General features: G+C 39.9%; 16 protein-coding genes. All 16 read left to right on the forward strand.

Annotated elements, in window-relative coordinates:
* The first annotated feature begins 139 nt into the window (after positions 1 to 139).
* The 16 genes from HP548_RS22985 to HP548_RS23060 all read left to right on the forward strand — a co-directional run bounded on the left by HP548_RS22985 (position 140) and on the right by HP548_RS23060 (position 14,518).
* A complete protein-coding gene (locus HP548_RS22985; protein WP_099853758.1) occupies positions 140 to 481 on the forward strand; it encodes a thioredoxin family protein in 342 nt (113 codons plus the stop codon).
* A gap of 260 nt (positions 482 to 741) precedes the next feature.
* On the forward strand, positions 742 to 1,080 hold the full coding sequence (gene ytxJ / locus HP548_RS22990) for a bacillithiol system redox-active protein YtxJ (protein WP_099853760.1): 339 nt from the start codon (positions 742 to 744) through the stop codon (positions 1,078 to 1,080).
* A gap of 114 nt (positions 1,081 to 1,194) precedes the next feature.
* Positions 1,195 to 1,752: an OsmC family protein gene (locus HP548_RS22995; RefSeq protein WP_175382993.1), complete on the forward strand. Its 558-nt coding sequence runs from the start codon at positions 1,195 to 1,197 to the stop codon at positions 1,750 to 1,752.
* 204 nt (positions 1,753 to 1,956) lie between these two features.
* Positions 1,957 to 2,631 carry an SDR family NAD(P)-dependent oxidoreductase gene (locus tag HP548_RS23000; protein WP_099853765.1) on the forward strand — a complete coding sequence of 225 codons (675 nt, stop codon included), beginning with the start codon at positions 1,957 to 1,959 and terminating at the stop codon, positions 2,629 to 2,631.
* Positions 2,632 to 2,755: 124 nt separating this feature from the next.
* The gene (locus HP548_RS23005; protein ID WP_175382994.1) at positions 2,756 to 3,487 is read left to right on the forward strand and encodes a DsbA family oxidoreductase; all 732 of its coding nucleotides are present in this window, start codon (positions 2,756 to 2,758) and stop codon (positions 3,485 to 3,487) included.
* A 27-nt stretch (positions 3,488 to 3,514) separates the two neighbouring features.
* Positions 3,515 to 4,567, forward strand: a complete 1,053-nt coding sequence (locus HP548_RS23010; protein WP_175382995.1) for an NADH:flavin oxidoreductase — start codon at positions 3,515 to 3,517, stop codon at positions 4,565 to 4,567.
* A gap of 166 nt (positions 4,568 to 4,733) precedes the next feature.
* Positions 4,734 to 5,000, forward strand: a complete 267-nt coding sequence (locus HP548_RS23015) for a hypothetical protein (RefSeq protein WP_099853771.1) — start codon at positions 4,734 to 4,736, stop codon at positions 4,998 to 5,000.
* 830 nt (positions 5,001 to 5,830) lie between these two features.
* Complete coding sequence (locus HP548_RS23020; protein WP_099853773.1) at positions 5,831 to 6,793, forward strand: zinc-binding dehydrogenase; 963 nt, start codon at positions 5,831 to 5,833, stop codon at positions 6,791 to 6,793.
* A 149-nt stretch (positions 6,794 to 6,942) separates the two neighbouring features.
* Entirely contained in the window at positions 6,943 to 8,076 is a 1,134-nt protein-coding gene (bshA, locus tag HP548_RS23025) for an N-acetyl-alpha-D-glucosaminyl L-malate synthase BshA (RefSeq protein WP_175382996.1), read from the forward strand.
* 146 nt (positions 8,077 to 8,222) lie between these two features.
* Entirely contained in the window at positions 8,223 to 8,540 is a 318-nt protein-coding gene (gene trxA / locus HP548_RS23030; RefSeq protein WP_099853777.1) for a thioredoxin, read from the forward strand.
* Between the two features lie 140 nt (positions 8,541 to 8,680).
* On the forward strand, positions 8,681 to 9,451 hold the full coding sequence (locus tag HP548_RS23035; protein WP_175382997.1) for an SDR family NAD(P)-dependent oxidoreductase: 771 nt from the start codon (positions 8,681 to 8,683) through the stop codon (positions 9,449 to 9,451).
* A 98-nt stretch (positions 9,452 to 9,549) separates the two neighbouring features.
* On the forward strand, positions 9,550 to 10,650 hold the full coding sequence (locus HP548_RS23040) for a flavin monoamine oxidase family protein (RefSeq protein WP_175382998.1): 1,101 nt from the start codon (positions 9,550 to 9,552) through the stop codon (positions 10,648 to 10,650).
* A 36-nt stretch (positions 10,651 to 10,686) separates the two neighbouring features.
* The gene (locus tag HP548_RS23045) at positions 10,687 to 11,352 is read left to right on the forward strand and encodes a carboxymuconolactone decarboxylase family protein (RefSeq protein WP_099853782.1); all 666 of its coding nucleotides are present in this window, start codon (positions 10,687 to 10,689) and stop codon (positions 11,350 to 11,352) included.
* Between the two features lie 208 nt (positions 11,353 to 11,560).
* Positions 11,561 to 11,749, forward strand: coding sequence for a hypothetical protein (locus HP548_RS23050; RefSeq protein ID WP_175382999.1), 189 nt, complete (start codon positions 11,561 to 11,563; stop codon positions 11,747 to 11,749).
* Between the two features lie 229 nt (positions 11,750 to 11,978).
* The gene (locus tag HP548_RS23055) at positions 11,979 to 12,449 is read left to right on the forward strand and encodes a rhodanese-like domain-containing protein (protein ID WP_343054923.1); all 471 of its coding nucleotides are present in this window, start codon (positions 11,979 to 11,981) and stop codon (positions 12,447 to 12,449) included.
* A 632-nt stretch (positions 12,450 to 13,081) separates the two neighbouring features.
* Entirely contained in the window at positions 13,082 to 14,518 is a 1,437-nt protein-coding gene (locus tag HP548_RS23060) for an MFS transporter (protein WP_217504801.1), read from the forward strand.
* Positions 14,519 to 14,584: the final 66 nt, after the last annotated feature.

The raw sequence follows: 14,584 nt of genomic DNA on the forward strand, positions 1-14,584 counted from the left end.
AAACGCTTGTAAAAGATGGTGTTCCTGTTGGCATCTAGGGTAAGTGACGATTGATTCCGGAGATGATATGACAAGCAATTATACTGAAGAACATCAACTGCAATGGTAACTAGATCATTTCTAAAAAGGAGATAATAACATGGAAAAAGTTTCATCAAAAGCAGAATTTGATGCTGCAATTAACTCTTCCAAACTCACAGTCGCTGTTTTTAAAGCAGACTGGTGTGGTGACTGCAAGTTCATTGATCCATTTATGCCAGAAGTTGAAGAAAAATTTGCAAAAGATTTGAATCTGATCGAAGTCGATGTAGATCATGTTGGTACAGTGAGTGAAGAACAAAACATTATGGGTATTCCAAGCTTTGTTGCTTTCGCTGGGGGTGAAGAACTTACCCGCTATGTCAATAAGATGCGTAAATCTCAGGAAGAGATTGAACAATTTCTTCAACGTGCAGTGGAGATTCACAATACACGTTCTTGAAAAAATGAAACAATTCTTTTCAGAGAACGGGCTTTTTACCCAAACGATCTGTTTAACATGATACGCAATAGAGTTCCCTACTCTATTGCGTATCATGTTTAAAATATTCGATAGTTAAATACAAGAAAGAAAGCTGTTAACAATAAAAAAAAGTCCTTGACTGAATGAAAAAACTACTTTAATATTCAAATCATCAATTGAATAATGATGCAGGACATTGTAATTGATAATACACTTGTTTGGAAGGAGGGAAACCAGAAATGCAATGGAAAGAAGTTACGACCTTGGAAGAGTGGGACACTATTTTTGAACAATCCATGGAACGAGGTCAGGTTATTTTAAAACACAGTACAACATGCCCCGTGAGCGCTAATGCTTTTAAGGAATATGAACAATATTTAAAAGCGACGCCCAATGGTAAACTGGATTATTTTCTTGTTAAAGTGATCGAGTCCCGTCCTATATCGAATAAGATTGCAGATGATTTAAACTTTAAACATGAATCGCCACAAATCATTTTAATAAAGGATAAGGAAAAATACTGGGCGGCATCACACTGGGCAGTCACAAGCCAACATATAAGAGCAGTTTTGGACTAAATGGATTTGATATAGATAAAGGCTTATAAATTATAAAACTACCTTCTAGTAGGTAGTTTTAATTCGTAATCCATTGTAATTTAAATATTAGGAAGAAAGATGAGGAGATATTAAATGAACACAAATTCTCAACTTATTAACGGAATCAACGTAGACGCCCTGAAGCAGTTTGCAGGAGCTGTAGTGCAGAACTCAAATAATGGGATAGCGAAATTTCAAGTGACAACGGAGTGGAATGGAGGCACAAAGTCAGCTTCGTCCATTAAGAAAATGAAGCTTGGAGAGCAGAAGCTTGAGAGAGATTTTGAGATTTTAATTGATGAACCAGCCGAATTATTAGGTGAGAATCTCGCTGCTAACCCACAAGAGTATCTTTTGGCAGCGCTTAACGCATGTATGATTGTTGGTTATGTGGCAGCAGCTTCATTAGAGAATGTCCATCTGAAATCGTTGAGGATTGAAACTAAAGGCCAATTGGATCTTCGCGGATTCCTTGGACTGGATGAGAACATTAAACCTGGATATGAAGAACTACAATATACAGTGGTTGTATCTGGCGACGGGACTCAAGAACAATGGAATCGAATTCATGAAACCGTCAAACGTACATCTCCTAACCGTTGGAACATTGCAAATGCGATCCAGCTCAATAGTGAATTTGTTGTTGAATAATTATAATTAATAATCAGCAGCCTATAAGCCGCTAAAGAATCATTTGTTTGTAGAGCCTTATTCGGCAATAATGATAAGCTTATTTATATTATGATTTTGGTTTCAGCATTCTCACCAAGCCACATGGTATTCTGCTTGGCGAGAATCATGAAATGAATTTTATGACACAAACATAGTAAGGCGTCTCAGAGGAGAAAGATAATTATGAAAACAATGGTTATAGTTGGTGCTGGGCCTGGCCTTGGTTTCTCACTGGCCAAGACTTTTGGAAAGCGCGGGTTTCGAATTGCTCTGGTTTCAAGAACACAGGAAAAGCTGAATCAATATGCTGAGCAGTTAAACCAAATGGGGATTGAAGCTCAGGGTTTTGCTGCCGATATCACAAACAAAATGCAACTTTCCATGGCATTTCAGCAAATTAAAAATACGTATGGCACAATAGATGTTTTGGAGTTTAGTCCCCATAATGGAAATGTCTCTGTATTCCCTGTGCTGGAAACAACAGATGAGAGCGTTATTCAACTTTTCAATAATGTAGTCATCGGAGCTATTAATTCTGCAAGACAAGTCATCCCAGAAATGACTGAACGAGGCGAAGGGGCAATACTTTTCACAAGCGACCTTTCAGCAATGAGTCCAAGTCCCATGTTTGGAAATTCAGGTATAGCCATGTCAGGATTGCGAAACTATATTCTTAATTTGCACGAACGTTTACTTCCTATGGGGGTATTTGTTGGTCATTTATCCATCAGTCCTTTGATCAAGAAGGGTACAGGTTTTGATCCGGATCAGGTAGCGGAGGCTTGGTACAGTCTATATGAGAAAAGAGCAGAGGCAGAAGAAACGTTCCCTAAGGGTATTATGCAAGTATTGTATTGAATTAAATTAATATTCCTAATAGATCAATTTACTCCGATATGATTCCTTCTACAGTCGATCCAAATTAGGGTGGATGATTTGGTTCTAATCGACGAATAATTATTATCTGAAAGGGATGGGGAAAATGAAAATTCAAATCTGGTCTGACATTGCATGCCCATTTTGCTATATTGCAAAACAGAATTTAGAGCAGGCACTGATTCAATTGCCAAGTAAAGATCAAGTGAGAATTGAATATAAAAGTTTTGAACTTGATCCATCAGCTTCTTTGTACGATGGGAAAAGCTATATGGAAAAATTAGCGTCTAAGTTTGGCGGGATGGAACAAGCAAAACAGTTCTTGAACCACTTAACGCAGCAAGCCGAAAACGTAGGACTATCCTTTAATTTAGATCGTCTGAAGTCAACGAATACATTGGATGCTCATCGCTTACTGAAATGGGCAAAAACACAAGGGGAAGAAGAAGCAACATTGAATGACAAGTTGCTCAATGCCCATTTTACAGAGTCTAAGGATGTAGGGGACATCGAAACATTGGCGGATATTGCCCAAGCATCAGGTTTCAACAGGGAAGAGGCATTGGAAGCATTACGCGATAAAGCTGGGTTTACGGATCAAGTAAGAGAAGATCAGCAGCAAGCTCGTGAATACGGCATAAGTGGGGTACCCTTCTTCATCTTCAATGAAAAATATGCCCTTTCAGGCGCGCAACCGGCAGAAGTCTTCTCTCAAGTGCTGGAAAAAATACTGGAAGAAGGGCGTCCGGCAACCAGATTTGAAGTGTTATCGAATGAAACAGCCGGTGAAGGGTTATGTACGGATGAGGGTTGTGCAATTCCACCCAGAAAAAAATGATAAACGAATGAATGACTGGAGGTCTTTATGAATAATTTTCAATCCGTTGAAGCTCTGTTTAAACCGTTCGAAATGGGAAATCTGAAGCTTTCTAATCGGATCATAATGGCACCTATGACTCGAAACTTTTCTCCAAATGGAGCACCTGGAGAGGATGTTGCTGCCTATTACCGTCGTAGAGCTGAAAATGGTGTTGGACTTATCATAACAGAGGGTACGTTTATCAATCATCGTGATGTGGTATCCAATCAGGAGAACGTACCCCACTTATATGGAGAAGATGCACTCAACGGTTGGTCAAAAGTGGTTGAAGGGGTACACGAGGCCGGTGGAAAAATTTTCTCTCAAATATGGCATATGGGCGTACGAGGGAACGTTAATGATTACTCCAAACAGGAAATTTCGGAACTTGTTGCAGCCTTCGAACAGGCAGCAGCCAATGCTAAAAAGGTTGGTTTCGATGGCATCGAGATTATGGCAGCACATGGATTCTTAATCGATCAGTTCTTCTGGGAGAAAACAAACACGCGTACTGATGAATACGGTGGGGACCTCGTCAAACGCACTCGATTTGCCAGTGAGGTCATCCAAGCTTGCCGGCGTGCTGTTGGACCCGAATTTCCAATTGGGCTGCGGATTTCACAGTGGAAATATGATTTCTATACTGCAAAATTAGTTGAAACTCCGGAACAACTCAAACGTTTCTTAACACCATTAGTTGATGCAGGCGTTGACATCTTTCATGCCTCTATTCGTCGCTTTTGGGAGCCCGCATTTGGAGGCTCGGAACTAAATCTCTCCGGATGGATTAAAAAATGGACAGGAAAGCCGACAATTACAATTGGATCTGTTGGTCTTGAGGGCGCTGATTTCGTGGATTTCTTTGCTACCGGGGAACATTCTAATGGTAAAGCCACCTCGATTAACGCCTTGATCGAGAGATTAGAACGTGGAGAATTTGACTTGATCGCAGTGGGGCGCGCATTATTGGCTGACCCTAACTGGGTAAACAAGATTCGTGATGGACGGACAGAAGAATTACTTCCGTTTACGCGTGAGGCACTCGACACTTTGTATTAAATGGAGTATTAAATTTGTCAAAATCAATCGATATGTTATCTATTTACGAAGAGCTTCTCTCACAACTTCTCTTAAATGAAATCGCCCATAAGAATGGATTATGGGCGATTTTCCTATAATATGGTTGGAAATGGAGAGGTTATCTTAAACTCCTGCACAAATGTGCATGTACCAAAGTACAAACGGCAACCAACACCTGGTCGGACAGTCTGGAGTTCAATGGACAGCGAATTCTGTTGCCGGTTCAGCAACCAAACGTATGCAGCTTAATCGGCATGTGCGCAAGGTCAAGAACGGCAATTTCCATATCACTCCGCTTCCGGCCTATCAAGATGCGATCGGTGAACTCTCGATTCAGGATATGCGATTTAATAACGCAATCACGCTGATCCTGAAGGTTCCACTGGAGCTGCTAGTTATGAGGTACCCATAATCATTCTTCAGCTTCTGATTGAGAATGCGATCTTGCATGGCATTTTGGAGCAGGATTCGGAGAAGGGCGTGATCCGTGTACCGCTGTAGAAGAGAAGGGAGATTTACTCGTAGATATCAGTGATCACGGTATCGGTATGGAAAAAGAGGTGTTGGAGAATGTGCTAAACAGGCAAATGAGCAAAGGCACGGGTGGCTTTGGCATCTGGAACATTCAAGAGCGGATTCAGTTGAATTATGGGCCACAATACGGATTGTCATTCACAAGCCTTCTTGGCTGAGGAGCCACCGTACAGATACGTGTTCCATAGAAAAGTAAGCGATACCAAAGGATTTCAAATTAGATCGAAACTTTCCCCCGTAGGTTAACATTTGGATCAGCCTTCCTTCGTGGATGCAATCCCACCATATTCTTGTATAGGCAAAGAAGAAAAATCTCATTTTTGCCTGGTCCAACTTGTTTTCCCGTAGAACATAAAAATCATCATATTCGGTTAACGTTTTCTTTTGTGATAGAGGAGCTGCTCCGGGAAGGGTATTGGGTTAATGCCAGATTCTTCATTCCAAAATAAAAAAAATAAAAGCTCTTAGTATTCTCCCGGTTTCATCATCACTTGATTAGTATCGATAGAATATCAGCAACCTTAGAAGCCGCTGTCCTAAGGGGATTAATAATAATGCTCGTTCATGCATTTCTTGACTTGGGTTGGAATTTAATTACTGACCCTACGGCATTAGCTAAAATTCAAATATACAATTATATAATTGAATATTTATTGATCCTCATCTATACTAAGGAAGTCCCATACAAATCTCAAGGAGGCAACTGAAATGAAAATGATGCGTGCAATACAGGTTCCTGCTAAAGGTGAACCGATGAAGTTAGTTGAGATTCCTGTACCTGTTCCTGGTGAAGGACAAGTACTTTTACGGATAGAAGCGTGTGGAGTATGTAACGGAGACTCTATGGCGATTAATGGAGGAGCATCTGAATATCCACGAATTCCTGGACATGAAATCGTTGGTAGCGTGGAGCAACTAGGCCATGGATCAACAAAATGGGATATTGGACAACGTGTAGGCATTGGCTTCCACGGTGGACATAATCATGTAACAGGTTTAACCATGGACGGTGGATATGCTGAGTACGTGGTTGTTTTCGAAGACGCTTTAATTCAAATTCCCGATGAGGTTTCCTCTGAAGAGGCTTCACCGCTAATGTGTGCAGGTGAAACAACATTTAGTGCATTGCGGAATAGTTCTGCACGTCCTGGGGATTTGGTTGCGGTCTCTGGTATTGGTGGTCTCGGTCACCTTGCAGTTCAATATGCCAAAAAAGCTGGGTACCAAACGGTGGCTATTTCTCGTGGAAGTGATAAAGAAAAACTTGCAAGAGAGCTTGGTGCTCATCATTACATCGATTCCGATAAAGAAGATCCTGCGGAAGTTTTGAAGGTTCTGGGCGGGGCTAAAGTCATTCTTGCTACGGCACCAAATCCTAAAGTAATCTCTTCATTGGTAAATGGTTTGAAAAAAAATGGTGAACTCATTATCGTAGCTGGTTCCGGAGAACGATTGGAATTGTCAGCTATGGATTTCTTGAAAGGACCTTATACTGTGAAAGGTTCATTTACTGCACAGGCTAAGGAAATTGATGATGCAGTTCGCTTCAGCGTTCTAACTGACGTTCGTCCTATGATTGAGGTGTTCCCATTGGAAAAGGCCAGCGAAGCCTATGAAAAAATGATGTCAGCAAAAACTCGTTTCCGGGCAGTATTGAGTATGTCTACATGATAACAAAGCAGTTTAAAAACTGACCCATTGAGGCAAGTGTTTTGCATACGTTGCTTTATGGACCTCGAGTGATTTTGACTCTGAGGTTCTTTATTTTCACAAAAAAATTAAGGGCATTCACAAAACCTATTATTTGGAGGAAATCTATCGTGGTAACACCCTTGAAAATTGGTATAGTCTGCCATCCAACACTTGGAGGCTCAGGAATACTAGCAACCGAATTAGGGAAATTACTTGCTGAAAAAGGTCATGAGATACACATGATAAGCTTTGGTCTTCCATTTCGCTTAAATCAACCGTATAACCATTTGTTTTATCATAAAGTAGAAGTTAGTAATTATTATGTATTTCGTTCTCCACCATATGAGATTGCACTAGCCAGTAAAATTGCACAAGTAGCTATAGAGCATCGACTAGATTTAGTTCACGTACATTATGCATACCCTCATGCCATCAGTGCCTTTTTAGCGAAACAAATCCTAGGAGGGAACTTACGTGTGGTGACTACTCTCCATGGAACAGATATCACCGTTCTGGCTAGGAGCGAAATAAATAAAGACCTCATTCGGTTAGCGCTAAACTCGAGTGACGCTATAACGGCAGTTTCTAAAGACTTGATAAATGAAACTAGCGAGTTACTCCATATTTCTCAAGATAAAATTAATCTAATATATAATTTTGTTGATCAGCGAATTTTTTATCCTCAATCACTAAACGGCTTGCGTAAAGAGTTTGCTGATACCAGAGAAAAAATACTAATCCATGTGTCCAATTTTAGACCGATTAAAAGAGTAACAGACGTCCTTGGCATTTTCAAAAAAGTAAATGAGGAAGTTCCAAGCCGGTTATTGCTAGTAGGTGAAGGGCCGGAACTATCTAATATTCAGAACAGAGTTCAAATCGAGGGGCTTGAGAGTCGAGTCAATTTTCTTGGCAAAATAGAAAACATTGCAAGAATAATCTCGATCGCTGATTTGCTGCTTCTCCCTTCAGAGATGGAAAGCTTCGGATTAACTGCATTAGAAGCTATGTCTTGTGGTGTTCCTACTATTGGCTCACACATTGGCGGGCTACCTGAACTGATTATTAATGGGGAAACGGGTTATCTCGCTTCGGTAGGTAATATTAGTGAAATGGCAAAAAAAGCAATCGAGTTACTTGTTGATAAGAAAAAGTACAATGAATTTAAAAATGCATGTGTGAATAGAGCTCATTTGAAATTTAGTACAGATCGGATTTTGGCTGAGTATGAATATATTTATTACATTGTTATAGGTAAATGAGAAACAATAAATTTAATCCAGAGCAAAGCGTTTTTAATTCATTCAAGATATACTTGACACGGATACTTGCTTGATTTATAATTCAATTATTCAATTGAACATTAAATAATTGAGTGAGACTTATCAATATGAGGAGGTATTCTTTTATGGGTGCAACTGCATTAACAAAAAAAACATTCAATAATCAAATTCAGTCTGGTGTTACATTGGTTGATTTCTGGGCACCTTGGTGTGGGCCATGTAAAATTCAGCTGCCAATCGTAGAGGCGCTAGCTGACGAAATGAAAGGAACGGCAACTCTGGCGAAAGTCAATGTGGATGAAGAAACCGAGTTGGCTGGACAATTTGGTATCCGAAGCATTCCAACATTGCTCTTGTTTAAGGATGGGGCATTGGTCGACACTATGGTTGGTGTTAATCAAAAAGATGTTCTAAAGGAGAAAATCCTTAAACTAACGGTGTAATAACCGATCATATATAGATAATCGGCATCACTCCAAAAATGTGTTGCCGATTATCGTTAATCCAATTATAATTACAATATCTGAAAATATCCTACCTATCAGTAGGTAAAATAACAAAACACTACAAGGAGATGTACAAAATGAAATTTGAAAACAAAACGGTTATTGTCACTGGCGGAGGAACAGGGATTGGAAAAACAACAGCACAACGTTTTTTTGAAGAAGGAGCAAATGTGGTTATTAATGGTCGACGCGAAGACGTTCTAAAAGAAACGGCTTTGGAGATTGACCCAAGTGGCAAGAAAGTCATTGCAATAGCTGGGGATATCAGCTTGCAAGAAACATCAAAAAAACTGGTCCAAGCTGCAGTGGAGGCTTTTGGTGGAGTAGACATACTGATAAATAACACTGGGAAATTTAATCCAACGCCGTTCATGGATCATACTGCGGATGATCTGCAATCGTATCTGGATATTATCGTGAAAGGAACGTTTTATCCTTCGCAAGCAGTGATTCCCGAAATGAGAAAAAGAGGTGGTGGAGCGATTGTGAATACCGGCTCCATGTGGGCGATCCAAGCGGTCGAAGCTACACCATCATCCGCATACTCGGCAGCGATGGCAGGAAGACATGCCCTGACTAGAAACCTGGCGGTTGAATTGGCTGGAGATCACATCCGAGTGAATGCTGTAGCCCCTGCAGTGGTTGAAACGCCGATTTACAATACCTTCATGACAGAAGAACAAGTCGCAGAAGTACTACCAAGCTTTAATGCCTTTCATCCCATCGGACGAAATGGCACAACAAAAGATGTAGCAGAAGCTATCTTGTTCCTGGCTAGTGATTCGGCTTCCTGGATCACCGGTGTAGTTATGCCTTTGGATGGCGGCATCACTGCGCGTCTACGATAAAATCTTTTTTTGGGGGTAATCACGATAAGTGGTTAGCCCCGATCTTTCATTAGCGATCGGGTTTCAAGAGCCATGGAAAACAATAAAGGAGCAAACGCATGGAAAAACAAATAAATAGGGATGATCCTGTAATCATCGTGGGTGCAGGATTAAGTGGACTGCGAGCAGCTTCCTTACTCAGTGCACAAGGAATAAAGTTCATCGTATTGGAAGCACGAGATCGTATTGGAGGACGAGTCTTAAGTGTTGAGGTCGAGGACAAACCTGAACTTGGGAAATTTGATCTTGGACCAACGTGGTACTGGCCGCGATATGAAATGGCCATGAACCGACTCGTCGATGAATTCGGTTTACAGACATTTGAGCAGTTTAATGAAGGTAGCATGCTTTTTGAACGATCCAGAAACGAACCTCCGCAAAAACATGACTTATCGACAGAATCAATGGAGTATTCACTTCGATTAGTAGGCGGAGTCCAGTCTCTCGTTGATGCTCTGGCTTCAAAATTGCCACAAGAAGCACTTCATTTAAATACCAAAGTAACTTCGATCCAACAGGACAATAACAGGGTAAAGGTTCAAACGGATGGAAGGAGCATTTATGCCAGTTCGGTTATCATTGCTTTACCACCACGTATCGTTGAGCAGGATATCACATTTATACCCCAAATTCCATCTGACTTAAAATCGAATTTTATTGACAAACCAACATGGATGGCAGGTCATGCAAAGGTCATTGCTGTTTATGACAGCCCATTCTGGCGTAATCAAGGTCTCTCCGGGTTTGTTTCAAGTCGTGTGGGTCCATTGCAAGAAATTCATGACGCTTCACCTTCTACAGGTTCTGGGGCGCTATTTGGTTTCTTTGGCATTCCTGCAGAAGTGCGTATAAGTGTAGGGAAAGAACAATTACTTGAACTTGTGTTGGAACAATTGACCCGCCTCTTTGGCCCGCTTGCCAAGGAAGTAAGAGGCATTCTCTACAAGGATTGGTCCCTTGACACACATACATCCGTTAAGAAAGATGGGGAGCCGCTTCGAGAATATCCTAATTACGGGCCTTTGCTTGGAGGGAAACCCTGGTTGCAAAATATCTATTTTGCTGGTACTGAGACGGCTTATGGGCATGGAGGACATCTTGAAGGTGCGCTACAGTCCGCCGAAAGTGTTGTCAACGAAGTGATTAGACGTTATCACTAAATGTTGAAAATAAATTAAACAAAGGGGAATTTAATTATGAGTAATGATAGTTTGTACAAAAAATCAAATATTAATCGGCTAGGGGAATATGGAGAACTGTCGGGGGATGCTTTTCGAGCATTCGTAGACTTTGACCAAAAGGCTTTGGCGGCAGGCCTATTAACAAATAAGTTAAAAGAATTGATAGCTGTTGCAGTAGCACACGTCACAGGTTGCCCGTACTGTATTGAAATTCATGTTAATAAAGTTAAAAAGGAAGCTACAAAAGAAGAAATGGCTGAAGCCATTATGGTTGCTACGGCGTTAAAGGCCGGTTCTGCAATGGCGCATGGGGTCAATGCTTTGAATGCTTACGATGGGAACGAGAGTGATGATGAGCTTTACAAAGTCTCTTATTTTGATCGGATTAAAGAATACTCTAACTTAGCTGGAGATGCTTTTAAAGCCTTTGTCAGCTTCGATATACAAGCAATGAAAGCAGGCCTACTCAGTGTAAAAGAAAAGGAGCTTATTGCAATTGCAATTGCGCATGTAACGGGTTGCCCATATTGTATTGAAGCTCACGTTAACGCAGCTAAAAAAGCTCAAGTGTCCAAGGAAGAAATGGCTGAAGCCATCATGGTTGCAACTGCATTGAAGGCGGGATCTGCCATGGCACATGGTGTTAATGCTTTAAATGCTTACGATGAATCTTTGAATTAGGCTAGTCCGTATTTAAAAAGTGTAAATTCGAGAGCTCCAATCCAGAGATTGGGGTTTTTGTACTGAGGTTTATTCTATTGCATAAAATGTTTTTTTGTATATTATTCAATTAATAAATAGAATTATTGATATTGCTGTTTTAAAAGAATATTCATATATAGAAGTATGTTAGTACGAATAAGAAATTGATAATGAAGGGGAGAACATGATGAACATTGAGATTTGGTCTGATATCGCTTGTCCATTCTGTTATATCCGGAAAAAAGAATCTAGAGATGAAGCGATAGCCGTAGTGCAAGACAAGAATCGGTACCAAGACCAAGTCAGAGGCGACCAACGCGAAGCAGAACAAAGACATACTTTTGTTTTTGTGGGAGCACTTATTAATCTTCTGTAACTTATGCTAATTTTAGGAAGGATATTCCGTGAAACGGGTTTAATATATGAAAGTTCAAAATCCACAATACAGATATCAAAGACCGTCTGTATCATCAGTTTTCAAGAATTAGAAAATGTTTGTCCAGTGATAAAACGATTGGAAATTATGGATCTCTTGTCGAACGGTCCAAAATCTATTGAAAGTTTAGCAAATCAAACAGGCTGTTTCACGCCATTTGCAGATTTTATTGGAAGCAAAATTGGTGAAATGCCATAAAAAAGGAACCTACGTAATTTATAGTATCAGTGATCCGTCAGTTACTCAGTTTTTATTATCTTTGTGGAATCTAAGTGAAGACAGGCTATATGACATCAAACAAATAAAAGAAGATTTGGAGAAACAGTTCCCAGACGTTAAAAGTATTACTAAAAAAGAACTCTTAGCCAAGATGAAGAAAGATAACATCGTTCTATTAGACATTCGACCAACGGATGAGTACGAAGTTTCTCACATCCCTAACGCAATCTCTGTACCATTAGAGCAGCTGGATGAATATCTAAAAACGTTAAATAAATCGGATGTAGAAATGGTTGCTTACTGTAGAGGGCCTTATTGTTCTTTCACATCTCAAGCTGTTGATCACATACAAAAACTGGGTTTTAGAGCTTATCGAATTGAAGAAGGGGTTCGAGAGTGGAACGCTTGTGATGAAGCATAACTACTCAATGAAATAAAATAAAATCCCATGGAACAAAAAATACAGTATTAATGATACTGTATTTTTTTGTGACCTACATCATGACAACTATTAAAAATCAGTTTAAGTTCAATAATTCATTTGAATATTTTATTAACGTGTTCAACATCATTTAAGGAAGTTGGATAGGGCCATTATAAGTAAGGAATCCTTATTGCATCTCTTCGATCAGGGCAGAAACAAGTTCAGAGCAGGGAAGTCATTTGGAAGGTGTTCTTGACTCAGCTGAAAGAGCTGCTAAAAAAAAATCAAAGTCATAAATAATTCTCTCCATGAAATACTACAAACAAAAGATAGAATTATATTCAAATAAACAATTGAATAATTGTATAAATTGATATATACTGATGTAATTCCAAAGGAAGGGCAATGAAATTGAAAAAATAAAGGCTACACAATATAGTTGAACGTTTATAAAACTGGGAATGTTAAGCTTAAAGTCGCTTAACCCTCACAAAAAAGATTGTCATTTCACTTTGGTTAGGAGGCGATTTTTCACGTTCATATATTCAATTGATATTGTTAGCATTTGAATTATTTGCATATGTTTTTTATTCACCTTGCTGTGCTTTATCAAATAAAGGAGTGATATTGTGTCAAATAATACAGTAGTGTCTAATACTCATGAAGGCAAATGGAGTCTTGGTATGTGGGGCCTTTTGCTTGTTGTTTCAGGAGCTTTATTTCTAGATGGTGTGGATCTTTCCATGGTAAACATTGCATTGCCTTCCATGGGGAGTGAACTTCACCTTAGTACAGGTTCATTGCAATGGATCGTGAATGCCTACATTTTGGGCTATGGTGGATTTCTCTTATTAGGAGGTCGTGTTGCCGACTTGCTTGGTAGGCGTCAAGTGTTTTTGACAGCTGTTGCAGTTTTTGGTATAGCTTCAATCGTGAGTTCTTTTATTAGTAATGAAGTAGTATTGATTGTTCTACGATTACTGAAGGGGATTTCTGCAGGTTTTACTGTGCCGGCAGGTATGTCTATCGTGGCAACAGCATTTGCTGCTGGCCCAGATCGAATGAAGGCACTTAGCATTTATTCGGTAATTGGAATGACTGGTTTTGCACTTGGTCTCGTTTTCGGTGGGTTGTTGACTGAAGTAAGCTGGAGGGCTACCTTATTTGCCCCAGGTCCAGTTGCAATACTCATATTTCTTTTTGGACTGAGATTGGTTCCTCAAGCATCTCGTAAACCAGTGACATTAAAGCAATTTGATCTATGGGGTGCGCTAACCATTACAGTTGGGTTATTGATACTTGTTTATGCACTTGTTGAAGCTCCAACCATCGGATGGACCAGCAGCACAACTATCATTTTGTTGGTTCTCAGCATCTTGTTGTTTATAAGTTTCGTGATTATAGAGAGTAAGCATTCTTCTCCGTTGGTGAGGTTAGGGATTTTCAGTTCGATGTCTTTGGTGAGTGCCAATTTTGCCGCAATGGTGCTATTGGGAAGCTTTATGGCATTTCAATTTATCGCTACACTATATTTGCAAGACTCGCTTAGTTGGTCTCCGATCTGGGTCGCATTAGCTTTCTTGCCATCAAGCTTGTTTCAAGTCGTTTTTGGGCCACAAATTGATCGGGTAATGAAACGGGTTGGAACACCAATGGCCATATCGCTTGGTATGGTGCTGGTATCCGTTGCATACCTATTATTTTTCAGAGTAGATCCTGCATTGCCATATTGGAATTTTCTATTACCAACTATGATTCTAATTGGTATCGGGTTTGTCTTCGCATTTCCAGGTGTTAATGTCCAAGCAACACATGATGTCGTCCCTGAAGAACAAGGGCTAGCTTCTGGTTTGGTTAACACAAGTTTGCAAATCGGTGGTGCAATTTCTTTGGCTGTTATCACGGCTGTTTTGAATAGTACCCATAAGGCAATCGAACATAATCAATTACTACCCAATATGCACACTGCTATTGCCATTGTAGCTGGGTTAGCAATTGCTGGCGTTTTGTCTTCACTGATTAATTATATTTCATCCAGGCGTTCTCAACAAAAGGCTACGAAATAAAGTAAATAGATTCCTTCTTTAGTAAAAAGCACTTATTCGTTTAAACAATGAATAAGTGCTTTTTAC

Source organism: Paenibacillus taichungensis (genome assembly GCF_013359905.1).
Taxonomy (GTDB): Bacteria; Bacillota; Bacilli; order Paenibacillales; family Paenibacillaceae; genus Paenibacillus; species Paenibacillus taichungensis.